This is a genomic window from Staphylococcus sp. ZWU0021, assembly GCF_000798895.1.
GTDB classification, from domain to species: domain Bacteria; phylum Bacillota; class Bacilli; order Staphylococcales; family Staphylococcaceae; genus Staphylococcus; species Staphylococcus saprophyticus.
The window spans coordinates 618,514-642,802 of record NZ_JTLN01000027.1; the positions used below are offsets into that span (position 1 = coordinate 618,514).

A 24,289-nucleotide genomic window follows, 5' to 3' on the forward strand; every position below is an offset into this window, starting at 1 on the left:
TAACATTAATACATTTTATAACTAAATTAGATTGAATATACGCACTTAAATACATTTTCATATGTTTTAACTATCCGATTAAAACTTACACTGTTAGCATTATACTCGCTTTTACTAAAAAGAAAAGAGACTGAGACATAAATCATATAATTGTTAAATAATTTACGATACTAGCTTGTTCATCATGGGATTAAATAAAAATCAATTCACATTCAATGCACACTTCACGTATTCAAATCGATGAACATGCATTACAAATAAAACGCTATGTATCGACTGTCCGTTTTTTTAAATTAACAATCCTCATTCGAATCAACGATCGCAAAAAAGACTCGAGACAATCAGTGTCTCGAGTCTTTTCTAATCTATAGTTATGCGTAATGTGTTTAATATTAACCAATAACTTTTGATTCTATTTGTTTTGTAATACCAGGCTCAACGCGTTCCAATGCTTGTTCAGAAATTTCAATTGAACGTTTATACCTATTATTCTTAAATAAGCGTTCTGCTTCATTAAGACTTTTATCAATATTTGAACTATCTTTACGATAACGATTGCCATATTCAATTAGTTTTTCTGCATAAACTGCATTAACAAGTACATCTGTAGCTTCATCATCAAATTTATTCATTTGTAGGACGACTTTAGATACTTTATCTTTTAACTGTTTGACATGAATTGGACGTACACTAAATTTCTTGTTAACTTCTCTTACTTCATAATCAATTTCATTTTTCATAATGATAAAACGTTCCGGTACACTTGGTAAATTAGAAGCAAGTAATTTTCTATATACTTCTTCTTTTTTACTTTGTACTCGTAAAATATTTTCTTCAGCTTCTGCCTCATCTTCACGCAATTGAATTAAATGATTTTGTAATTTTTCTTGTTTTTCATTAATAACAGCTACATGTTCTTCGATATATTTCAAGTTGTCTTGCACTTCACTATAACGCACTGCAGATTTCGCCATTTCACGTAAAATTTCATCATATACTGAAATCATATTTTGAATTTCATTTTCAAACTGTCTTACATTTTGTACGTCACTTTCATTTATATAATAATTTTCGCGCACATATTCAATTTCAGTTTGTAATGTATAGTTCATTTCTTTTGCTCTAAATAAATTATCTGTAATAACTTCTTTTGTTTCTTCAACATCATTTTTAGCTTTAACTTCAAGCTCGATTAGTTCGTACATTTCATCTAATCGGTCATTAATGCTGTTTAATTTTTCATTTGCTTCATCAAGTTCTAATCTGCTTATCATTGGCTCTACAAAGCTTAACTCCGTTTTTAATGTTTGAAGCGTGCTATCAATTTTGACATGATCTAAGTCGTAGCCTTCTACTTTCAAGTCTCTACAACCATATTTAATGTCTTGGAATTGGCCGGGCAATTCTTTTTGTGCTTCTTTTATTAAATCTGGAATTTCATCCATATCTGTTTTTAAATAATTCATGTCATCATTTAAAGTTTTGATATGGTCATGTGCTTGATTGAAATTACCTTCTGATTTAAGCGTTTCATAAGTTTCCATTTCTGGAACAAAAGATTCGATTTCTTGTTCAAGCGGTGAAGCTGCTTCGCCGAATTGATGTCTGTTTGCTAACACATCACGCTTCATTTCGCGGTAATCCGTTTTACATTCATTATATAAATGGTCACTTTGTTTATGTAGTCCTATAATCTCTTCTACTTGTGTAGTGAGCTCATTATAGTTCGCTTCATATTGATCCATCATTTCATGCGCTTCATCCACTTCAGTTTGAGCTTGTGAAAACTTAAATTTATCAAGCAAGCCCTCTGCATCATGAATCTTTTCTTCTACCGGTAATAAATACTGATTTTTACTATCTAACGATGATTGTTTCAATCTATCATACGTTGATTTTGTCTCACCTGTTAAGTTAAATTCTGTTAATTGAGATAAACTTTCATCGTATGGTAATTGTTCAACTTTATGCTTTCGTTCTTCAGCCTTTTCTATCATTTGGCTTTTATTTGAACGCATATAGAACAATACACCAACAATAATGAGTATAATGAATATAATTGCTAAAACGATATACAACACCATATGTTTTCTCCTCCTATTTTATCACTGTTTATTATAACGTAAGTTACCTATGCATTAAAAGAGAAAATGGATTAATTCATGTGAATATTTTTTATTTTATTTAAAATGATCTCTAATAATAATATGTATTAGGTTATTTATTATCTAACCCTTTTCAAATCAATTGATTGATTACTATTAAAACAGTCTTTATACTAAATGAAAAGTAAAAAGTGAGGGTATCTAATGACGGAAGTTAAAGAAACAAACTATAATTTATTGGAAAAACAAGTGAGTAGTTTAATAGAAGATGAGTCGAATTTAATTGCTATACTGAGTAATGTATCCGCGCTACTAAATGATTCGATTGATCAAATTAACTGGGTTGGATTTTATCTTATTGAAAACGAAGCATTAATTTTAGGACCATTCCAAGGTCATCCTGCATGTGTTCATATCGCAATCGGCAAAGGTGTATGCGGTACTGCTGTTTCTGAAGAACAAACACAACTTGTAGATGATGTGAATGCATTTCCAGGTCACATTGCTTGTGATGCGAATAGCAAATCTGAAATTGTTGTTCCACTTCGTAAAAATAACCAAATTATTGGTGTATTAGATATCGATGCGCCTATTACAAGTAGATTTACTGATGTAGACAAAAATGGCCTAGAACAAATTGTTGCTCGTATTGAAAAGCAAATATCATAATTCCATCGCAACTTGAATATGGACAAAGTCGAAAAGACTATTGACAGCAACCGATAACATGTTACAATGTACTTTGTGTGAATAAACGAAATTAGCAGTTGCGTATTAGTTGGCTCTATGTTGTTCCCAACGCGGACGTGCCGTGTAACCGTTGCTATGAGGCGAGGACACATAAAACAATATATCCAAGTAAGCATGCAACACTCTTTTTTGTTTTTTCATAACAAACAAAAGAGAAAAAGGAGGAGTCTTATTATGGCTCGATTTAGAGGTTCAAACTGGAAAAAATCACGTCGTTTAGGTATCTCATTAAGTGGTACTGGTAAGGAATTAGAAAAACGTCCTTATGCACCAGGTCAACACGGTCCTAACCAACGTAAAAAATTATCAGAATATGCATTACAATTACGTGAAAAACAAAAATTACGTTACTTATATGGAATGACTGAAAGACAATTCCGTAACACATTTGAAATCGCTGGTAACCAACATGGTGTCCACGGTGAAAACTTCATGCAATTATTAGCTGCTCGTTTAGATGCAGTTGTATATTCATTAGGTTTAGCACGTACACGTCGTCAAGCTCGTCAAATCGTTAACCACGGTCACATCGAAGTAGATGGCAAACGTGTTGATATTCCATCATACACTTTAAAACCTGGTCAAGAAATCTCAGTTCGTGAAAAATCTTTAAAATTAGATATCATTGCTGAATCAGTTGAAATTAACAATTTCGTACCAGACTACTTAGAGTTTGATGCAGATAACTTAAAAGGTAAATATATCCGCGTTCCAGAACGTAGTGAATTACCTGCTGAAATCAATGAACAACTTATCGTTGAGTACTACTCAAGATAAACATTGTCTTTTCAACCAAGAAGTCCTTTACGGATTTCTTGGTTTTTTTTATTTTGGTTTTTAATACAAACTGACATACACCCCTATTATATGTAACGTCTTAATTTACAAACCTTCTGACATTTCGTATGCTATAAGTATAGAGGAGTGTTAATCTTGATTATTAGAGCATTAGAAGAAACAGATTTAGATTTCGTTCATCACTTAAATAATGAATATTCTATTATGTCATATTGGTTTGAAGAACCCTATCAATCATTAAGTGAGCTTCAATCTTTATATAAAAAACATATCTTAGATGAATCAGAACGCCGATTCATTATCGAACACGACCATATACGAATTGGTGTTGTAGAATTAGTAGAAATTAATTTTATACATAGTAACTGTGAGATTCAAATCATTGTTGATCCAAAATTCAGTGGTAAAGGCTTTGCTAAGAATGCCTTTAAAATGGCCATTGATTATGCATTTCTTGTACTAAATTTACATAAAATATATTTGTTTGTAGATGTAAACAATGAAAAAGCTGTCCATATTTATAAAAGTCAAAACTTCACTATCGAAGGTACCTTACAAGAACACTTTTATACTAGAGGCGAATACAGTGATTGTTTTGTAATGGGATTACTAAAAAAGAACTGGATAAATCACCATGATAATGATTTATCACACATTCGTTAGTTAGCTACGAGTTAAAATATACATTAAAAGTAATGATTTTTAATATAACAACTGTATAGTTGTTATATCCCACGTATCCACAAAATTAAAAGAAAGTGAGCTTTTCTTTTGCTCATTCATATATCTTACTATTCCTTTTCAAAGGCATAAAAGCGCCGAGACATACATTGCTGTCTCGGCCACTTTTATGTCTAATTTAATACTAATATAAATAACTTTATACAAACTGTTTCATTTCAGTTTTAAATTAATTTATAAGTGTTTCTGGATTATCTGATATTAACCCATGAACTCCTAACGTTATGAGTCTGTTGGCCGTTTCAGAGTCATTTACTGTATACGGCATCACCATTAATCCGTTCTTATTTGCTCTTTTTAAAAATGTTTCATTCACTAATGAAAACTGTGGATTGATATACTGTGCGTATTTACTGATTTGTTTAAATTTAGGTAACCTGTACCAATATTTTTTCTTACTAATTAAAACACCTAACTTATACCCCTTCTTTAAGTTATGTATTTTTTGAATCACTTGTTGATCAAATGATTGAATAATCACCTTTTCTTTAGGCATTTCATATGCCTCCAATTTATTGAGAAGTTCTATTTCTATATTTGGATATAATTTAGGGTATTTGAGTTCTATCAATAATTTTTGAGGGGCTTCTTTAACCATTGCTAAGACATCATCTAACTTCATGATTATTTGCCCTTTAAATGCCTCGTCTTTATATATGCCAAAGTCAAATTGTCGCAAAGCTTCTAATGTATACGCCTTTACTTTTCCTTTGCCATTAGATGTACGGTCTATCGTCTTATCATGAATGACTACAAGATGATTATCTATTGTTCTATGTATATCTATTTCCAACATATCTATATTGCTAGTTAAGGCAACTTCCAACGCGATGCGTGTATTTTCTGGATACTTAGTAGCCAATCCGCGATGTGCAACTAATACAAATTGTTGGCGATTAAATTTGTTATCTTGCAAACCTTCCCCCCTACTTTCTTTATCTCTCAATTTCAACTAAACTTAAGTTATCACATTTAATCAGGAGGTCAATCGATATGGTCCAACATGAATTTAAAGTACAAACAAATTGGAATGGTGGTCGTGACACAGTCGGCAACTTACAAGGCGATATTTTAGAAGAGCAAATTTCTATTCCATCGGGTTTAGGGGGTAATGGTACAGGAACTAATCCAGATGAATTGCTTGTTTCTGCTGCTTCTTCTTGCTATATCATTTCATTAGCAGCTGCTTTGGAACGTTCTGGTTTCACAGATATTAAAATCGCTCAATCATCGATTGGTACAGCTATTTTTGAAAATGCAAAGTTTCGCATGGATAATATCGTACACTATCCAGAAATTTATGTATCTCAAGAACAAAAAGATAATTTAACTAAGAAACTCCCTAAATTGTTAAAGGTTGCAGACAACAATTGCATGATTTCTAATTCCTTGAGAGGAAACGTTGAAGTAAAAATAGTACCAAAAATAAAATAATTTCAAAAAAATTTATATGTGGCGGAATATGATTAAATTAACAATGAATACCCTTACATTATTTTTAGATTGATTCTATTTCGCCCTTTTTTCTAACTAAAAGCTTTTTTATTTTCTGAAAATTTGATAAACTTGTATAATCTTAAGCATTGGGGGAATTAGTCATGAAATATTATCATCCATTGTTACTTACACCAGGACCTACACCAGTACCAGAACAAATATTAAACGCAACACAATTACCTATGGTTGGACACCGATCAAGTGATTTTGAATCAATAGCGGAGGAAGCATTTCGCGCACTAAAACCTATCTTTGGTGCTAAAAACGATGTCATCATCTTAACTTCAAGCGGTACAAGTTCTCTTGAAGCAAGTATGCTAAACCTAGCTAACCCAGAAGATGATATTGTGATTATTGTTTCCGGTGCATTCGGTAATCGCTTTAAACAAATTGCTGAATCCTATTATGAAAATGTACATATTTTTGAAGTCGAATGGGGTAAAGCTGTCAATGTACCCGATTTTATAGATTTCTTAAAATCTTTGAATAGACAAGTCACAGCTGTCTACAGTCAATATTGTGAAACATCAACCGCCGTCTTACATCCTGTGAATGAATTAGGTCATGCTTTAAAAAATTATGATCCATCCATTTTTTACGTAGTCGACGGTGTAAGCTGTATTGGTGCTGTTGATGTGGATTTAGAACGAGATCAAATTGATGTACTTATTTCAGGAAGTCAAAAAGCAATTATGTTACCACCAGGATTGGCATTTGTCGCATATAATGATCGTGCGAAAGCTAGATTTGCCGAGGTCACTACACCACGTTTCTATTTAGATTTAAATAAATATCTAAAATCACAAGCTGAACATTCAACACCCTTTACGCCGAATGTTTCACTGTTTAGAGGGGTCAATGCTTATGCACAATTAGTAAATGAAGAAGGATTTGAACAAGTTATACGTCGTCATTACGCTATTCGCGATGCGTTAAGACAAGCGTTAACCGCTTTGGATTTAAATCTTCTTGTAGACGAAGCTTATGCTTCTCCTACCGTTACTGCCTTTATACCGAATTCAAAAGAAGAATTAAATTATATTAAAACAGAACTAAAAAAACGCTTCGCCATCACCATTGCAGGCGGTCAAGGCCATTTAAAAGGAGAAATTTTACGCATTGGTCATATGGGGCAAATCTCACCTTTCGATATATTACAAGTCGTATCAGCTTTAGAAATTCTCTTAACAGAATATAGAAATCAATCTTATATTGGCACAGCCATTACTCAGTATACGGAGGTTATCAAAGCATATGTATAAAATTTTAGTATCAGATCCAATCTCACCAGAAGGTTTAAAAAGCTTAATCGATCACAATGATTTTGAAGTTGTCATCGATACAGAGTTAGATGAAGCAGAACTTATTAATCAAATTGCAGATTATCAAGCACTTATCGTTCGTAGTCAAACGCAAGTAACTGAGGCAATCATTGAAGCTGCCCCAAATTTAAAAGTGATTGCGAGAGCCGGTGTTGGTGTAGATAACATCGATGTCGATGCAGCGACAAAACATGGTGTGATTGTTATTAACGCACCTGATGGTAATACAATTTCTGCAACAGAACATTCAATGGCAATGATTTTATCCATGGCTCGTAATATTCCTCAGGCACATCAATCGTTGAAAGACGGCAAGTGGGATCGTAAGACATATCGCGGAACTGAACTTTACAATAAAACGCTTGGCGTCATTGGTGCCGGTAGAATTGGTTTGGGTGTCGCTAAACGTGCACAAAGCTTTGGGATGCACATTTTAGCATTTGATCCTTATCTTTCTGAAGATAAAGCGAAAGAATTGAATGTCACTCGAGCTACTGTTGAAGAAATTGCAGAGCAATCAGATTTCGTTACAGTTCACACGCCACTTACACCAAAAACAAAAGGCATTGTAGGTAAAGCATTTTTCGAGAAAGCTAAACCAAATTTGCAAATTATAAATGTAGCACGTGGTGGTATTATTGATGAAGCCGCTTTGGTTGATGCGCTTAATCAAAATCAAATACAAAGTGCGGCAATAGACGTATTTGAAAGTGAGCCAGCAACGGAATCCCCTCTTGTAAATCATGAAAAAATTATTGTAACGCCACACCTTGGAGCTTCAACTGTGGAGGCACAAGAAAAAGTTGCAGTATCAGTAGCAAACGAAATTGTTGATATATTTGAAAATGGTAATGTATTCAATGCGATTAATGCACCGAAAATGACTTATAGTGAAATTAATGATGAATTAAAACCATATATTGAATTAAGTCAACTTACTGGTGAAGTTGGTATACAATTGCTTGAAAAAGCACCCCGTGAATTGCATATTAAATATGAAGGCGACATTGCTCTGGATGACACAAGTTTACTTACGCGTACGCTCGTATCAGGTGTATTAAAACAAGATCTAGCAGAGCGTGTAAACTTAATTAATGCACTCGTACTTCTTAATGAACAAGGTGTGTCTTATAATATTGAAAAAAATGCAAAACATCGTGGGTTTAGTAACTATATTGAATTAACCCTTATAAACAAAGATACACAAATTAAAATAGGTGCTACAGTATTAAATGGATACGGCCCTAGAATAGTAAGAATCAATGACTATCCCGTTGACTTTAAACCAGAGCGCCATCAGCTTGTCATCAATCATAATGATAGACCAGGTATTGTAGGTCGTACTGGTCAAATTCTAGGGGAATATGGCATTAATATTGCTTCTATGCACCTTGGTCGTATTAATCAAGGTGGTAACGCATTAATGATTTTATCTATTGATCATCCAGTTACTGATGATGTTATAGATGGCTTATATGAAATTGAAGGTTTCAATTTAATTAGAAGCGTTGAACTTGAAATAGAACCAGATGCAAATTATATTATTTAAATAAATAATAAAAGCAGCTTAATCCTTATAAAGCGAAGGGTTAAGCTGCTTTTTTATCTAATATACGATTGTAACAGGTTATTTTTACAATAAAATATTTCTAATCTCACCTACATGATCGACAATATAATCAGCACCATAATCTACTAATTCATCACGTGCATGTATACCTTTCAAACCTGTTAACGGTCCGATAAATGTTGCTCCTATCTTTTTCGCACTCAATAAATCTGCTAAAGAATCGCCAACAACAAAGACTTCATCTTTGTCTACACGATTTTCTTGATTAGTAGCATAGTGTCTATATTTATCTTGATGGTTCCCTTCCAATGTCGCTAAATAGCTAAATGGATTAGGCTTACCTAAAGGCTTTAATTCTGGATATAAATCTTCTGCAATTAAAACTTCACTGGCAGTTACAATATGTACTTCATCAAAGTAAGACTTAATACCTATTGTTTCAAAAGGCACAATTGTTTCAGTTCTCGGTCTGCCAGTTGCTATGGCAATATGATAATTTGCCGACTTTAAATCTGCTAATAATTGCTTAATCTCTGATACAGGTCGTAACACGACTTCATTATATATATAGCCATGTTTAAAGTCAGACCGATTTTCTTTCTTTTCTATCTCGTTGAAAAGTTGATGTCCTAAATACCATTCTTGATAAACTTCTTGTGCAAGCATCCAGAACGGACTTTTCAGTTCAAATACGGCTGTTTTTGTCGTATTTAATTGTTCACTCGCATAATGTATTAAATCTTGATAAATATTTTCCTTACCTGCTGTTACACCATCTAGGAATGATAGTGGCAATGTAAAATCTAAAGAAACACTTTCAATTTTTTCACCTATCCACTGAAACGTCTCTTGTCCAAATTGATTAGAATCGAGCACGCGATTGACATCTTCAGAAGGCAATGTCTTACAAATTTCAATAAAATGGATTGCCAAAACGACAAACAACATATCCCAATTGGAATTTAAGCCTAACGATTTTAATTTAGTTAATATTTCATCATGATAAAAAACAATAGCTCTTATTTCAGAGATTTTTGCATCACTTAAATTTTCAAACTGTACAGTTGTATCTAAACCTATGTATGACTCACTCATCAGGATTTCATAAACAGTTAGTGCAGATACATCAAAACACCTTTCTTCACTTAAAAAAACACCATCAACATCAAATAATACCGACTTCATTATACCAACTCTCCTTTAATCAGAAAATTCTGATACTAGTATATCTTACTATCTTACTATGAAAAGAGCAATGTATTTTCAAGATAAATCATGTGAAAATAAAAGCGGTCAAAGATAAAATTTTTAAATTATTTAAATTTTTCCTTTTCCAATAATGAAGCGATTAAAAAGTCTGAGACAATGATGGATGTCTCAGACTTATCAAGCATTATATTTAATTTTCCATTTGTACTTCTATTTCATCAGCGATTTGCTGTACCTGCGTACCAATAATGACCTGTGTATTATGTTTACCACTTTGTGTAACACCTACAGCACCTGCGCCTTTAATTTTAGCTTCATCAATTACGCTATTATCATGCAATTCCATTCGTAAACGTGTTGCACAGTTTGTTAATGACATAATATTTTCCTTGCCGCCAAGACCTTCTAAAATTTGTTTAGCTGGTTGCGAATATTTATTTGTCGATTTAGTTTGTGTTTCATTTTCATCAACATCACCTGTTGTAGCTTCATCTGATGTTGGATCAGGAAGTAAATTATCGCCACGTCCTGGTGTGTTTAATTTCAGTACTTTTATAGCAAGTCTAAATACAACATAATAAATAACAAAGAATACTAAGCCTTGTACAAGTAGCATATAAGGTTGATTAGATACTGGATTGATTAATGACAAGACATAGTCAATTAATCCTGCACTAAATGAAAATCCAGCTGTCCAGTGAAATAGTGCTGCTATAAACATAGATAAACCCGTTAATAATGCATGGATAACAAAAAGTATTGGTGCAACAAACATAAATGAAAATTCAATAGGTTCGGTAACACCTACAAAAAATGCTGAAATTGCGCCACCAAACATTAAACCATATACACGTTTTTTCTGTTTTGATTCTGCAGTATGATACATAGCTAAAGCTGCTGCTGGAATACCAAACATCATAACTGGGAAAAACCCAGCCATGTATCGTCCTGTAACACCATGAACTGCACCATCGCCAGTTTGGAATTTTGCAATATCATTTATACCTGCTAAATCAAACCAAAATACTGAGTTTAAAGCGTGATGTAAACCTGTCGGAATTAACAAACGGTTGAAGAAACCATACAAGAATGCACCTACAGGGCCTAAGTCTAAAATCCATGTCCCAAATATAACGATTGCTGAAAAAATGAACGGCCAAACAAATAACATGATTACAGCCAAAATAATACTAAAAAAAGCTGTTAAAATCGGTACTAATCGCTTACCACTAAAGAAGGATAAAGCTATTGGTAATTCTGTTTTACTGAATTTATTGTAGGTATATGCTGCAATTAAACCAATAATTAAGCCGATAAAAACATTTGAATTATTCATTTGTTCAAATGCTGCATCCACACCCGTCTCTTTAACACCCAGTAACGGCGCCAATTTTTCTGGACTCAATACTACTGTCGTTAAAAAGAAACCTACAGCTGCCGCAAGTGCTACAGCCCCATCATTTTTCTTAGCCATACCTAATGCTACCCCAATAGCAAAGAGGATACCAAGTTGCTCAAGTATCGTAGAACCTGCAGAAGAAAAGAATGCAGCTACTGTCGGTAATATCCCCAATGCCAATAATGCGTTACCGATACCTATTATGATTGCTGCTGCTGGTAAAACTGCAACCGGTAGCATAAGAGATCTACCTAGTCTTTGAAAGAAACTAAACATAACAATTCCCCATTTCAAATAGTTAATTACATATAAAAACACCACATGCACAGTATAGTCCACGTGGTGTATGTAAACGATTTACTCGCTGTCATTGTACAATTACATAATAACACATAATTTAAAAATTACGTATAAAAATATAATAGTCTTACTATTTCAAAAAAATTGAATATTAATTATTATTTTTTACATAATCATTTAATTCCGATTGTAATTGTATTGTTTTTCTTTCTAATTCTTTTGTTAAATATTCTAGTTTTTCATTACGTTTCATTGTTTTTGGTAAATTTTTAGTTTCAATCGGTTCACCAAATTTAATAATGGCTTTCCCAGTAACTAAACCTTTGATTTTTTTAGGACCCACATATGCTGCTGGTAATATTGGGGCTTGCGCCATTAAAGCAATCGTTACTGCACCCCTTTTCATTGGTGCACCTTCATCATATTTCATACGATGCCCTGTTGGAAAAATACCAACTGTTTTATTTTCTTTTAATAACTTAATGGGTTTTTTTAGTGTACTCGGTCCCGGATTTTCTCTATCGACTGGAAACGCATTAAGAGAAGATAAAAACTTGCCAAACCATTTGTTATTAAACAATTCTTTCTTCGCCATATAATGAATTTGATTTGGATAAATTGCAGTTCCTAACATAATCACTTCATTATAGCTTTCATGAGTACATGTCACAACATATCTATGAAGTTGCGGAATATTTTCTTTTCCTTGAACTTCTAATGATTTACTTATTTTCAGTATGATCAATTCCAATAGACCACTTATAAATTTATACATCTTCGCACCTACTTCGTTTTGCTAATATTTACTTATTGATTTTATCACTTAGTCTTATTATGAACAAGGAGATTTATATTTCAGTCTAAAGTCGTATAGTGATATACTAGAAAAAGTTGTATAAAACTTTCATAATAGGATATAGAGTAATTATCGGAGGTAGCATATGTCAGAATTTAACAATGAAAATAATACAAATCAGCAACCAACACAAACGACTCAGCCATCAAAAAAGAGATTCAAACCTAAATTCCCGTGGTTTAAAACCATAATTGTTGCCTTAGTTGCAGGCATTATCGGTGCCTTAATTGTTCTAGGAGTGGGAAGACTTATGGAAAGCACGGTACTTGATAATGGTGGTTCCGATGTGAACGAAGCTTCTAATCATAATAGCGGTGGAAATACCTTAGATGGTAAAAGCGATAAATATGATTCAGTTAATCAAATGATTAATGACGTTTCCCCTGCTATTGTTGGTGTAATCAATATGCAGAAAGCACAAAATTTAAATGACCTTTTAAAAGGTAAATCAAATAAATCACAAGAAGCTGGCGTTGGCTCAGGTGTCATTTATCAAAAAAATAATGGTTCTGCTTATATTGTAACCAATAACCATGTCATTGATGGTGCGAGTGAGATTAAAGTACAATTGCATAATTCTAAACAAGTCGATGCTAAATTAATCGGTAAAGATGCGTTAACAGATATGGCCGTACTCAAAATAAATGATAGCAAAGGTACCAAAGCCATTGACTTTGCTAATTCTTCAAAAGTAAAAACCGGAGATAGTGTTTTTGCGATGGGTAACCCTTTAGGCTTAGAGTTTGCTAATTCTGTAACATCAGGCATTATCTCTGCGAGTGAACGTACGATTGACACACAAACATCCGCTGGATCTAATAAAGTAAATGTACTTCAAACTGATGCGGCAATTAACCCTGGTAATTCAGGTGGTGCATTGGTAGATATCAACGGTAACCTTGTTGGTATTAATTCGATGAAGATTGCAAGTGAACAAGTTGAAGGTATCGGCTTTGCAATACCTAGTAACGAAGTAAAAGTAACTATTAAAGAACTTGTAGAAAATGGTAAAATAGAACGTCCTTCTATCGGCATTGGTTTACTTAACGTAAGTGAAATTCCAGAACAGTATAAAGACCAACTGAAAACGTCACGTAAAGATGGCGTATATATCGCTAAAGTTGAAGGAAACAATGGTCTTAAAGAAGGAGACATCATTACACAAATTGATGACAAAAAAGTGAAAGAAGATACAGATGTTCGCTCCTATCTTTATGCAAATAAAAAACCCGGTGATACAGTGAATTTAACTGTAGAACGTAATGGTAAAGAACAAAATATAAAAGTAACATTAAAAGAACAAAAATCATCGAATAACAATGATAGTTCTGAAAGTGAAAGTTCGTCACCTTTTAATTAAATATAAGGTAAGCTATTTAAGTTAATATTTCATATTGGTTTTAAGTCTGGGACATCCATGAATGTCTCAGACTTTTCTTTATATATATTGGATACTAAATCTTAAAAATCTATCGTACTATCAAACTATTTTTAGCACTGCTTTTTAAAACTACTTTCACATTCATATGAATTAGTAGTTCTTTAAAACAGTGAGACTTTACTTTTTCCATTCATTCATCTACTACTCAATAGAAAAGATCGCCATCCCTTGAAACATTCATTCAAAGGATGGCGATCATGTTTAAATATGTTATTTGTAATTAACCATAAAGTATTTTTTCTTACCACGGCGAATAATCGTGAATTCATTTTCGATTTTATCTTCACTTGTAAGTTCATAATTTACATCTTGCTGTCTGATACCATTAATATAGATAGCACCATTGTTTACATCTTCTCGTGCTTGGCGTTTAGAAGATGAAATACCAGTCTCAACAATGACTTCAACAATATTTCTAGTTTCACTACTTAATTCTACTTGAGGTACATCTTTAAAGCCTTCTTTTAATTCTGAGGCAGATAGTGATTGTAAATCACCAGCAAATAGCGCTTGTGAAATACGAATAGCGTCATCTAATGCATCTTGACCATGTATAAAACGCGTAACATTTTCTGCTAAAGCCTTTTGCGCTTCACGTAAATGTGGTGCTTCATTTAATGATTTTTCTAAAGCTTCAATTTCTTCTTGTTCTAAGAAAGTGAAGTATTTCAAGAATTTAATAACATCATCATCTGTCGTGTTAATCCAGAATTGGTAAAATTCATAAGGACTGGTTTTTGCTGCATCTAACCAAACAGCGCCCCCTTCAGTTTTACCAAACTTTTTGCCGTCTGATTTTACTACTAAAGGAATAGTAAGCCCATAAGCCTCTGTTTGACCGTACATGCGACGCATTAACTCTATACCACTTGTAATGTTACCCCATTGGTCTGAGCCACCTACTTGTACCTTACAATTGTACGTTCTATTAAGATGACCAAAATCAATCGCTTGTAAAATTGTATATGTGAATTCAGTATAAGAAATACCGTGCTCTAATCGTGTTTGAATAGAATCTTTACCTAACATGTAATTCACACCTACATGTTTACCATAATCACGTAAAAAGTCGATTAAAGAAATTTGTCCTAACCAATCTTTATTATTAACAAGTTTTGCACCTTTTTCAGTATCAAATTCAAATATTTTATGCATTTGTTTATTGATACCTTGTACGTTTGTTTCGACCTGTGCTTCAGTTTGTAAAGTACGTTCTTCAGATTTACCAGAAGGATCGCCAATCATACCTGTCCCACCACCAATTAATACAAGTGGGCGATGTCCATGCTCTTGAAAGCGGCGTAGTGTTAAAAATGGTAATAAATGACCGATATGCAAACTATCTGCTGTTGGATCTGCACCACAATATAATGTCACTTGCTCTTTGTTCAAGATGTTTTCTATTCCAGACTCATCTGTTTGTTGATAGATTAAACCTCTCCATTTTAAATCTTCTAATAGTGCGTTTGTCATTGTATCAACCTCCTGTATTAATTAAGATATCGCTTTGAATAAAAGTTCGAGTTAAGTAGTATGTGTTAAATTGCAACATATATAGATTTCTAAAAAAATAGAAAAACGCCCTTACAAATTAATGTAAGGGCGCATGCGCACGGTACCACCATACTTTAAGTCAAATAACTTTATTAATGATACGTTCATTAACTAAAACGTTTGGATTCATTAAAAACTTAAGGTGTATTCACAAATTATGTAACATTAGTTCACAGCAACCACTAACTCTCTTTAGTTTACACAAAACGCTACTTCTCCTCTATCCAAAAACGATATCGAATTGATACTTATTATAATTAACTATAATTTAAAAGTCAATAACATAAATTGTGTTATAATGTTGCTTAAATAAGGAGGCAACATATGACGCACCAAAAAGTTGAAAATAATTTACAACATCAACCGCAAATATCAAAGTATGAAAAATTTGAAATCATTTACAAAAAACTCAAACATATTTTTATTGGTTTTTTTACGATTCTTACATGTACCTTAATCATACTATTAGTCATTACTGTATTTTATTTTCAAAGCATCACTAAAGAATCAGAACACATATCTGATAATACACTAAGATTGAAATTGCTTAATATTCCCGGTACTCAGGATATTAACTATAGTAATCAACATATCCTTTCCGAATATAACCAATCATTAAACCCATTAATAGTGGGTCCTAAAAATGTTAATAAAAATATAATTAAAGCATTAACAGCTTCCGAAGATAGCTTATTTTATAGACATAATGGTATTTTACCTAAAGCATTACTGCGAGCAGTTGGACAGGATTTATTTAATACCGATGCAGCAACGGGCGGCAGTACAATTACTCAACAATTAGTAAAGAATCAAGTCTTAACCAACGAAAAAACTTATGATCGAAAAGCAAATGAGCTTGTGTTGTCTATGCGCGCTGAAACCTTACTAACAAAAGATGAAATTATATATACATATTTAAACATTGTACCTTTTGGTCGTGATTATAATGGAGCTAATATATCTGGTATTTCATCAGCTTCCTATAGTTTGTTTGGAAAGCCACCTTCAGAAGTTAATATTGCTGAATCTGCATACCTCATTGGTTTATTACAAAGTCCTTATTATTACACACCTTATCAAGAAGATGGTGTCCTCAAACCAGATGATCAAATTCAAATAGGCATCAATAGACAACATTATGTATTAAAACGTATGTTAGTTGAAAAGAAAATAACACAGCATGAATTTAATCAATCAGAAAAATTTGATATCAAAAAGCATTTAATGACAAAATAAATACATAAAAATCGCTATAAAATAATCTGTATCAGTTAATTATTTCATAGCGATTTTTTATAGTTTTAGATTAGAGTCATATCTATGCCTACGAAATTTTAAAGTAGTATGTGACTTTTAACATCGTAAGCGTATAGACAATAAATTAAGAAAGCAACCTAATGCGCGAGCACATTAGATTGCCATTATAGTTAATAAAAATGTCTGTTAACAACATTTCATTGTGCCGTTAAACTATTAGAATAAACCTACTGCATGTCCATCATCTGTAACATCCATATTTAATGCTTCTGGTTTTTTAGGTAAACCTGGCATTGTCATAATTGCACCTGTTAAAGCAACAATAAATCCTGCACCTGTTTTTGCTTCTAATTCACGAATAGTAATTTCAAAACCTTCTGGTGCACCTAACTCTGTAGCATCATCCGTAAATGAATATTGTGTCTTAGCCATACAAATAGGATAGTTATCCCAACCATTTTCTTTAAATTGTTTTAATTGTTTCTGAGCTTTACTACTAAATGCAACTTTGGCACCACCATAAATTTCTTTTACAATGGTTTCAATTTTATCTTCTAACGGTTGTTCTAATTCATATAAATGTTTGAAATCTTGTGGTTGATCGATGACTTCTAAGACTTCGTTAGCTAAATCGATACCACCTTTACCGCCTTTTTCCCAAACTTCTGTTAGAGCTAAACGCACGCCATTTTCTTTGGCCCACTGTTCAACAAATTCAGTTTCTGCTTCTGTATCATGTACAAACGCATTTAATGCAACTACCGGTTCTAAGCCATATTTTTTAACGTTTTTCACATGGCGTTCTAAGTTTACGATACCTTGTTTTAATGCGTCTACGTTCTCTTCTTTTAAGTTATCTTTAGCTATACCACCATGCATTTTAATAGCACGAATTGTTGCAACGACAACTACGGCAGATGGTTCAAAACCTGCTTCACGCGCTTTGATATCAATGAATTTTTCTGCACCTAAGTCAGATCCAAAGCCAGCCTCTGTAACTACAATATCTGCTAAATCTCTAGCTGTCTCTGTAGCTAAGATTGAATTACAACCATGTGCAATGTTGGCAAATGGGCCTCCATGTACTAATGCAGGTGTTCCCTCAATTGTTTGTACCAAGTTCGGTTTAATCGCATCTTTTAAAATCATCGCTAACGCACCTTCAACTTTTAGGTCAGCAACGGTTACTGGCTTACGACTACGTGTATAACCGATTGTAATATTACTTATTTTAGATTTTAAGTCGTTTATATCGTTAGCTAGGCATAAAATGGCCATTATTTCTGAAGCGACCGTGATATTGAAACCATCTTCACGTGGTACACCTTGTGTAGGACCACCTAGTCCAACAATCACATTACGTAACGCACGGTCATTCATATCTAATACACGTTTCCACTCGATACGTCTTTGATCAATCTCCAATTCATTTCCCTGATGAATATGATTATCGATAAATGCAGATAATGCGTTATTCGCTGTAGTAATCGCATGGAAGTCACCATTAAAGTGTAAATTAATGTCTTCCATAGGTAATACTTGTGCATAACCACCACCAGTGGCACCACCTTTGATACCGAATGTTGGCCCTAATGCTGGTTCACGAAGTGCGACCATTACTTTTTTCTTAAGTTGATTGAATGCATCTGCTAAACCAACCGTAACAGTTGATTTACCTTCACCAGCAGGCGTAGGACTCATAGCAGTAACTAACACTACTTTACCTTTGCCATTATTCTGTTGTACCTGATTAATATCAATCTTCGCTTTATAATGTCCATAAGGTTCTAGTGCATCTGAAGGAATTCCCGCCTTCTCAGCAATTTCTCCTATCGGTTTTAATGTTGATTGATTTGCAATATCTAAATCAGATAAATGTGCCAAATTCATTCGCCCCTTCTTAAAATAAATTTTTAAATCAATAATCTTTATATGCTAGTGATATATACTACTGATAAAAAATAATTCCTTACATAGTTAATTTTAACCAACTTAAATAGCATTGTCGATAAATAGAGATAGCGCTTTCAAATTTATATGTGTAAAATTGTAAATTTAAACTAAAAACATATACTTATATTGCACTATTACACCATATGTCGCTATGAGTTTTAATTCATTAATCATGGTAACTTACTTTACTTAGATATCGTAGTTTATCATAATGCTTAATACATCTGCTTTCTATAAATTTTTTTCAGTACTTCCATTTATGTAAATGAAGAAACTAAAAATTTTAAATTGCAGTGCTAATTACTTTAAATCACTATCTTGAATCAATTAACGACTTATTGTTAATAGGCTAAATATTGCTAAGTTGGTATTATTTTAAATTAATAAAAGCTATACCCTTTAAATGTTTAAGGATATAGCTTTTGTTTCATTTTAATCATTTATACAATTGTATTTGATAGCTACGATAATAAATTAAATATGATTTCACTTTAGCATGTAAATTCAACTCGTCTTTTATCGTTTATACTAGTCTTCCATAGTACTTAAATCGCCTTCTGGCAGATCTAATTCCCATGCTTTTAATACGCGACGCATGATTTTACCTGAACGTGTTTTTGGTAATTTTTCTTTAAATTCGATTTCTCTTGGTGCAGCATGTGCCGCTAAGCCTTCTTTTACAAACTTACGAATTTCTTCTTTAAGTTCATCTGATTCTTGATAATCAGGTCGTAATGCCACAAATGCTTTGATAATTTCACCACGAACTGGATCTGGCTTACCAATTACACCCGCTTCAGCTACTGCTTCATGTTCAACCAATTTAGACTCAACTTCAAATGGGCCAACACGTTCACCAGCTGTCATAATCACATCATCAACACGGCCTTGGAACCAATAATAGCCATCTTCATCTTTATATGCAGAGTCGCCTGATACATACCAATCTCCAATGAAATAAGAATCATATTTCTCTGGATTTTTCCAAATGGACACCATCATAGATGGCCAACCTTTTTTAATCGCTAGATTACCCATACGATTCGCTGGTAATTCATTACCTTGATCATCAATGATTGCTGCTTCTACCCCTGGTAAAGGTTTACCCATTGAGCCTAATTTTACATCCATAGAAGGATAATTGACGATCATATGACCACCAGTTTCTGTCATCCACCACGTATCGAGTACACGTTTGCCAAAGACATCTTTTGCCCATTTAATGACCTCTGGATTTAAAGGTTCGCCAACAGATAAAATACTCTTGATTGAAGAAAGATCATATTTTTCAACTACATCATCCCCTGCACTCATTAACATTCTAAGTGCTGTAGGTGCTGTATACCAAATGGTAACTTTAAATTCTTCAATCATACTGTACCAAGCCTCTGGTGAAAATCTTCCACCAGCAATACAGTTTGTTACACCACTTAACCAAGGACTAAAGATACCATATGATGTTCCTGTGACCCAACCAGGATCTGCAGTACACCAATAAACATCATCCTCTTTAAAATCTAATACATACTTACCTGATATATAATGTAAGAGCATTGCTCTTTGTGCATGTAAAACACCTTTAGGTTGTCCGGTAGAACCAGAAGTATAGTGAAGTATCAAACCGTCATCCATTGTTAACCATTCTGTATCAAATGACTCACTTGCTTGTTGGAATTCACTATTAAAATCGACATAGTTTTCATCAACGGCTTCGTCTACGACAACAATTGTTTCTAAATGAGGTAGATTTTCTTTAGGAATTCTAGGAAGTAACGCATTCGTTGTAATAATTACTTTTGCTTCACTATTTTGTAAACGATCGCCAACCGCTTTTTCCATAAATGCTTCAAATAGAGGTCCAACAATTGCACCTATTTTCAAAGTTCCAAACAACGCAAAATAGAGTTCTGGTGTTCTCGGCATAAATACAAAAACACGATCTCCTTTTTCAACATTTGCTTTTTCTTTTAAAACATTCGCAGCTTTATTTGAATTGATTTTCATTTCTTCAAAAGTATAACTTTCTTTACGTTTATCATCTTTATAATGTAAGGCAATTTTATCCCCTTTGCCTTCGTCCACATGACGATCTATACATTCATGTGCCATATTAACATTGCCAGATTCGTACCATGAAAATGATTTTTCTACATCTTTCCAGTTAAAATGATTGTATTCTTTTTCATAGTCTTGAAGGTTAAAATCTCCACTTTCACCTTTATAAACTTCTACTTTCATTTTAAATCCCCCTCTGAATGAAATCGCTTGCTTAAAAATTATTATAACGAATGTTATCGGAATTTTCAAAATAATAAGTGTAAGCGTATTTATTTATATGTTATTTTTTCTCTTTTTAACTTATAATGTAGATAACAAACTTGTTGACTATATTATATGCGGTAGTTTGGAGTGAAAAAATGAAACATATCAAAACATATCAATCTCAAACCTATCACTTAAATGAAGGTGATTTTATAATAGAAGGTCCTGTACCACTTTCTTCACTCGATACGATGACGTTTGATGATGGTTTATATGCATTTCGACCACCTAAAGATCAATTTGAGGCAATAAAAGAAATCAGTGAACTAGAAGAAGGTCGTATCTATGTCTTACATGAAGCACAACATATCATCGGTTATGTGACTTATCACTATCCAGATCCACTCGAACGTTGGTCTAGTGGCAATCTAGATTATTTAATCGAACTTGGTGCTATTGAAATCAGTTTGCCTTATCGACATTTACATTTAGGAAGTGAACTTATCAAATTAAGCTTAAAAGCAGATGAATATGAAGATTATATCGTATTAACTACAGAATATTACTGGCACTGGGATTTAAAAAATTCTGGTCTCGACGTATATGAATATAAAAAACTAATGCAAAAACTAATGGGTTATGGGGGCCTTGAAATTTTTGCTACTGATGACCCTGAAATTACAAGTCATCCTGCAAATTGTTTAATGGCAAGAATTGGTTCACGTATTTCAATCAATCAATTACAAGAATTTGATAATATCAGATTTATGAATCGCTTTTTCTTTTAAAGGGGAGAAATTTATGAGTAATATGCAACAAACTACGGGCTATGTATACGCAAATGAATTACTTCAATATCGTTTTAGCAATGATCATCCTTTTAATCAAATGAGATTAAAACTAACTACAGAATTATTGTTAGATCTAGGCAGTTTAAAGCCTGAACACATCATAACACCGAGAATCGCAACAGATGAGGAATTATCACTAATACATTCTTATGACTACATACAAGCCATTAGACGTGCGTCCCATGGTATTTTAAATTTACAAGAAGCTAAAAAATATGGCTTAGATGGTGATGATACATTGCAATTTAGACGGATGCACCAACATAGCGCTAGAATTGTTGGTGGTGCGTTAAATTTAGCTGATGCTATCATGGATAAAAGCGTTAAAAATGGTTGTCATCTCGGAGGTGGCTTACATCATAGTCTACCAGGTCGTGCAAATGGATTTTGTATATATAACGATGTGGCTATCACTATTGCTTACTTGATTAAACACTATAATCAACGTGTATTATGTATAGACACAGATGCACATCATGGTGATGGTACACAGTGGAGTTTTTACACTGAAGACCAAGCTTTAATTTATTCGATCCATGAAACAGGCAAATTTCTATTTCCTGGATCTGGACATTACACAGAACGTGGTAATGAGCAAGGTTTCGGCTATACAGTTAATATTCCTTTAGAACCATACACAGAAGATAGCTCTTATTTAGAGGTATTTAAGCAAACGATTGAACCTATTATTGCTTCTTTCAAACCAGATATCATTGTTAGTGTTCATGGTGTGGATGTGCATTATTTGGACCCACTAACACATATGAGTTGTACATTAAACACACTTTACCAAATTCCTTATATCATTAAATCTTTGGCTGATACATATACAAATGGCAAAGTCATGATGTTTGGTGGTGGCGGTTATAACATTTGGAAAGTAGTGCCAAGAGCTTGGTCACACGTATTCCTAGCGCTTATAGAAGCACCACCACCACAAGGTCAATTACCCTCACAATGGCTTGAAAAATGGCAACCTTATGCTACCTGTACTTTACCAAAGCACTGGCAGGATGATAAAGAAAATTACATCGATATACCTAGAGAGGAAGAAATTACAGCTACCAATTTAAAACATGCACAACAGGTAATTAGTTGGTTTAAATAGTAAGATTTATAGTTAAAATAATAATTTGAACAACTTGGTCATTTTGAAGAAATCCGCCTAAAACATTGTATGTTAAAAATTTTAGAAGCATTTACTGTTAAGCTTAGATTCATCACCCTACTATGGGTGAAAAATACATGTTCACACCGTATCCCAGATATACATGACCTTTCAAAATATAATAAATACAAAAAAGCTCATCTTCAATATGTACTAGCTCAGAGTATAAATTAAAGCCTACACAATAATTTGTGTAGGCTTTAATTTATATATTTGCTTTAAAACGCATTGACGATTTATTTCGTCGTCCCTCTATATTCAATTCTATGTGGAAGAATAACATTCGGTTCATCAATTTCTTCTTCATTCATATATTTAGTTAATAATCTCATACCTACTGCCCCAATGTCATATAAAGGTTGAATAACACTTGAAAGTTGTGGTCTTACCATCTCAACTAATCTTGTGTTGTTAAAACTAATGATTTGTACATCCTCTGGAACGTTCACACCTTCATCTTGTGCTGCATGTACAAGACCAATAGCTTGTTCATCACTGATTGACAAAATCGCATCTGGTTTTCCAGATTTTAATGATTCAAATGCGCGTAGCCCATCTTTGTAAGTTTCATTGCCATTAAAAATAAGTTCATTTTTTAATTCAAGATGATTTGAATCTAAAACCTCTTTTAGCCCAGTCAATACATCTTCTTGTGCTTTTTTGGAATAATCGCCACCGACAAACGCAAATGTTTTAGCACCTTTTTCAATCAATTCAGTAGTAATTTCTTTTGCTGCTGTTTTGAAATCAATATTAACTGATGAAATACCTTCATCTTTACCATTTGTTCCTGAAACTACAACTGGAACAGATGATTTATTAATAAGTTCTTTAATTTCTTCTGAAATAGTACCACCTAAGAAGATAATACCATCTACTTGTTTACTAAGTAGATTATTGAAAATTTCTTTTTCTTTATTTGGATCGTTATCTGAATTAGAAATAATAGAATGATATTTATACATTGTTGCAATATCTTCTAATCCACGAGCCAATTGTGAATAATAAACATTTGAAATATCTGGTATGATTACGCCAACTGTTGTTGTACGTTTACTTGCTAATCCTCTTGCCACTGCATTCGGACGATAATTTAATTTTTTGATAACATCGTTAACCTTATCACGTGTTTCCGGCTTAACATTCTGATTTCCATTGACAACACGTGAAACAGTTGCCATAGAAACGCGAGCTTCACGAGCTACATCATATATTGTTACAGTCATATTTTCCTCCTTGAAAACGATTTCTTTATC

General features: G+C 33.1%; 19 protein-coding genes. 10 read left to right on the forward strand and 9 right to left on the reverse strand.

The genetic code is table 11. From position 1 onward, the window contains the following. Positions 1-392: 392 nt before the first annotated feature. A complete protein-coding gene (gene ezrA, locus L987_RS08380) occupies positions 393-2,084 on the reverse strand; it encodes a septation ring formation regulator EzrA (protein WP_011302890.1) in 1,692 nt (563 codons plus the stop codon). A gap of 225 nt (positions 2,085-2,309) precedes the next feature. Between ezrA and L987_RS08385 the strand changes: the two genes are divergently transcribed. The 3 genes from L987_RS08385 to L987_RS08395 all read left to right on the forward strand — a co-directional run bounded on the left by L987_RS08385 (position 2,310) and on the right by L987_RS08395 (position 4,316). Then, complete coding sequence (locus tag L987_RS08385) at positions 2,310-2,774, forward strand: GAF domain-containing protein (protein ID WP_011302889.1); 465 nt, start codon at positions 2,310-2,312, stop codon at positions 2,772-2,774. A gap of 255 nt (positions 2,775-3,029) precedes the next feature. Then, positions 3,030-3,632, forward strand: a complete 603-nt coding sequence (gene rpsD / locus L987_RS08390; RefSeq protein WP_002483023.1) for a 30S ribosomal protein S4 — start codon at positions 3,030-3,032, stop codon at positions 3,630-3,632. A 156-nt stretch (positions 3,633-3,788) separates the two neighbouring features. Continuing rightward, positions 3,789-4,316: a GNAT family N-acetyltransferase gene (locus L987_RS08395; RefSeq protein WP_047504063.1), complete on the forward strand. Its 528-nt coding sequence runs from the start codon at positions 3,789-3,791 to the stop codon at positions 4,314-4,316. Positions 4,317-4,563: 247 nt separating this feature from the next. On the opposite strand, the gene L987_RS08400 is transcribed toward L987_RS08395, so the two are convergent. Continuing rightward, positions 4,564-5,310 (reverse strand): glycerophosphodiester phosphodiesterase, encoded by a 747-nt coding sequence (locus tag L987_RS08400; RefSeq protein WP_047504066.1) that lies wholly within the window; start codon positions 5,308-5,310, stop codon positions 4,564-4,566. Positions 5,311-5,387: 77 nt separating this feature from the next. Between L987_RS08400 and L987_RS08405 the strand changes: the two genes are divergently transcribed. The 3 genes from L987_RS08405 to serA all read left to right on the forward strand — a co-directional run bounded on the left by L987_RS08405 (position 5,388) and on the right by serA (position 8,762). Further along, the gene (locus L987_RS08405) at positions 5,388-5,828 is read left to right on the forward strand and encodes an SACOL1771 family peroxiredoxin (RefSeq protein ID WP_047504070.1); all 441 of its coding nucleotides are present in this window, start codon (positions 5,388-5,390) and stop codon (positions 5,826-5,828) included. A gap of 164 nt (positions 5,829-5,992) precedes the next feature. Beyond that, entirely contained in the window at positions 5,993-7,153 is a 1,161-nt protein-coding gene (locus L987_RS08410; protein ID WP_047504071.1) for a pyridoxal-phosphate-dependent aminotransferase family protein, read from the forward strand. After that, entirely contained in the window at positions 7,146-8,762 is a 1,617-nt protein-coding gene (gene serA / locus L987_RS08415) for a phosphoglycerate dehydrogenase (RefSeq protein ID WP_047504075.1), read from the forward strand. The genes L987_RS08410 and serA overlap by 8 nt, the downstream gene beginning before the upstream one ends. Before the next feature lie 84 nt (positions 8,763-8,846). On the opposite strand, the gene L987_RS08420 is transcribed toward serA, so the two are convergent. The 3 genes from L987_RS08420 to L987_RS08430 all read right to left on the reverse strand — a co-directional run bounded on the left by L987_RS08420 (position 8,847) and on the right by L987_RS08430 (position 12,466). Then, on the reverse strand, positions 8,847-9,968 hold the full coding sequence (locus L987_RS08420; RefSeq protein ID WP_011302883.1) for an HAD family hydrolase: 1,122 nt from the start codon (positions 9,966-9,968) through the stop codon (positions 8,847-8,849). Between the two features lie 214 nt (positions 9,969-10,182). Continuing rightward, positions 10,183-11,667 (reverse strand): N-acetylglucosamine-specific PTS transporter subunit IIBC, encoded by a 1,485-nt coding sequence (gene nagE / locus L987_RS08425; protein WP_047504080.1) that lies wholly within the window; start codon positions 11,665-11,667, stop codon positions 10,183-10,185. A 175-nt stretch (positions 11,668-11,842) separates the two neighbouring features. Continuing rightward, complete coding sequence (locus L987_RS08430; RefSeq protein ID WP_011302881.1) at positions 11,843-12,466, reverse strand: lysophospholipid acyltransferase family protein; 624 nt, start codon at positions 12,464-12,466, stop codon at positions 11,843-11,845. A 166-nt stretch (positions 12,467-12,632) separates the two neighbouring features. Here L987_RS08430 and L987_RS08435 point away from each other — a divergent pair, with 166 nt between their 5' ends. Beyond that, complete coding sequence (locus L987_RS08435; protein ID WP_011302880.1) at positions 12,633-13,907, forward strand: S1C family serine protease; 1,275 nt, start codon at positions 12,633-12,635, stop codon at positions 13,905-13,907. A gap of 291 nt (positions 13,908-14,198) precedes the next feature. Here the strand turns inward: L987_RS08435 and tyrS are convergent, their stop codons facing one another. Continuing rightward, positions 14,199-15,461 carry a tyrosine--tRNA ligase gene (gene tyrS / locus L987_RS08440; protein ID WP_011302879.1) on the reverse strand — a complete coding sequence of 421 codons (1,263 nt, stop codon included), beginning with the start codon at positions 15,459-15,461 and terminating at the stop codon, positions 14,199-14,201. Between the two features lie 405 nt (positions 15,462-15,866). Here tyrS and L987_RS08445 point away from each other — a divergent pair, with 405 nt between their 5' ends. Then, positions 15,867-16,778 (forward strand): biosynthetic peptidoglycan transglycosylase, encoded by a 912-nt coding sequence (locus L987_RS08445; protein ID WP_047504083.1) that lies wholly within the window; start codon positions 15,867-15,869, stop codon positions 16,776-16,778. A gap of 237 nt (positions 16,779-17,015) precedes the next feature. On the opposite strand, the gene L987_RS08450 is transcribed toward L987_RS08445, so the two are convergent. Together L987_RS08450 and acsA are read right to left on the reverse strand one after the other, a co-directional pair. Further along, a complete protein-coding gene (locus L987_RS08450) occupies positions 17,016-18,683 on the reverse strand; it encodes a formate--tetrahydrofolate ligase (protein ID WP_047504085.1) in 1,668 nt (555 codons plus the stop codon). Between the two features lie 597 nt (positions 18,684-19,280). Continuing rightward, a complete protein-coding gene (gene acsA, locus L987_RS08455; RefSeq protein ID WP_047504087.1) occupies positions 19,281-20,990 on the reverse strand; it encodes an acetate--CoA ligase in 1,710 nt (569 codons plus the stop codon). Positions 20,991-21,169: 179 nt separating this feature from the next. On the opposite strand from acsA, the gene L987_RS08460 reads away from it, so the two are divergent. Both L987_RS08460 and L987_RS08465 read left to right on the forward strand, forming a co-directional pair. Then, positions 21,170-21,802: a hypothetical protein gene (locus L987_RS08460; RefSeq protein WP_002483009.1), complete on the forward strand. Its 633-nt coding sequence runs from the start codon at positions 21,170-21,172 to the stop codon at positions 21,800-21,802. Positions 21,803-21,815: 13 nt separating this feature from the next. Then, positions 21,816-22,973 carry an acetoin utilization protein AcuC gene (locus L987_RS08465; protein WP_011302874.1) on the forward strand — a complete coding sequence of 386 codons (1,158 nt, stop codon included), beginning with the start codon at positions 21,816-21,818 and terminating at the stop codon, positions 22,971-22,973. Positions 22,974-23,269: 296 nt separating this feature from the next. Here L987_RS08465 and ccpA read toward each other — a convergent pair whose 3' ends face one another. Beyond that, positions 23,270-24,259, reverse strand: a complete 990-nt coding sequence (ccpA, locus tag L987_RS08470; protein WP_002483007.1) for a catabolite control protein A — start codon at positions 24,257-24,259, stop codon at positions 23,270-23,272. Positions 24,260-24,289 lie beyond the last annotated feature (30 nt).

What these genes read in the sequence shown, in the direction of transcription:
- L987_RS08385 (WP_011302889.1), top strand. Translation starts at nt 2,310, where the DNA reads ATGACGGAAGTTAAAGAAACAAACTATAATTTATTGGAAAAACAAGTG.
- L987_RS08410 (WP_047504071.1), top strand. Translation starts at nt 5,993, where the DNA reads ATGAAATATTATCATCCATTGTTACTTACACCAGGACCTACACCAGTA.
- ezrA (WP_011302890.1), bottom strand. Translation starts at nt 2,084, where the DNA reads ATGGTGTTGTATATCGTTTTAGCAATTATATTCATTATACTCATTATT.
- L987_RS08460 (WP_002483009.1), top strand. Translation starts at nt 21,170, where the DNA reads ATGAAACATATCAAAACATATCAATCTCAAACCTATCACTTAAATGAA.
- L987_RS08420 (WP_011302883.1), bottom strand. Translation starts at nt 9,968, where the DNA reads ATGAAGTCGGTATTATTTGATGTTGATGGTGTTTTTTTAAGTGAAGAA.
- L987_RS08445 (WP_047504083.1), top strand. Translation starts at nt 15,867, where the DNA reads ATGACGCACCAAAAAGTTGAAAATAATTTACAACATCAACCGCAAATA.
- acsA (WP_047504087.1), bottom strand. Translation starts at nt 20,990, where the DNA reads ATGAAAGTAGAAGTTTATAAAGGTGAAAGTGGAGATTTTAACCTTCAA.
- L987_RS08465 (WP_011302874.1), top strand. Translation starts at nt 21,816, where the DNA reads ATGAGTAATATGCAACAAACTACGGGCTATGTATACGCAAATGAATTA.
- rpsD (WP_002483023.1), top strand. Translation starts at nt 3,030, where the DNA reads ATGGCTCGATTTAGAGGTTCAAACTGGAAAAAATCACGTCGTTTAGGT.
- L987_RS08435 (WP_011302880.1), top strand. Translation starts at nt 12,633, where the DNA reads ATGTCAGAATTTAACAATGAAAATAATACAAATCAGCAACCAACACAA.
- L987_RS08430 (WP_011302881.1), bottom strand. Translation starts at nt 12,466, where the DNA reads ATGTATAAATTTATAAGTGGTCTATTGGAATTGATCATACTGAAAATA.
- ccpA (WP_002483007.1), bottom strand. Translation starts at nt 24,259, where the DNA reads ATGACTGTAACAATATATGATGTAGCTCGTGAAGCTCGCGTTTCTATG.
- L987_RS08405 (WP_047504070.1), top strand. Translation starts at nt 5,388, where the DNA reads ATGGTCCAACATGAATTTAAAGTACAAACAAATTGGAATGGTGGTCGT.
- tyrS (WP_011302879.1), bottom strand. Translation starts at nt 15,461, where the DNA reads ATGACAAACGCACTATTAGAAGATTTAAAATGGAGAGGTTTAATCTAT.
- nagE (WP_047504080.1), bottom strand. Translation starts at nt 11,667, where the DNA reads ATGTTTAGTTTCTTTCAAAGACTAGGTAGATCTCTTATGCTACCGGTT.
- serA (WP_047504075.1), top strand. Translation starts at nt 7,146, where the DNA reads ATGTATAAAATTTTAGTATCAGATCCAATCTCACCAGAAGGTTTAAAA.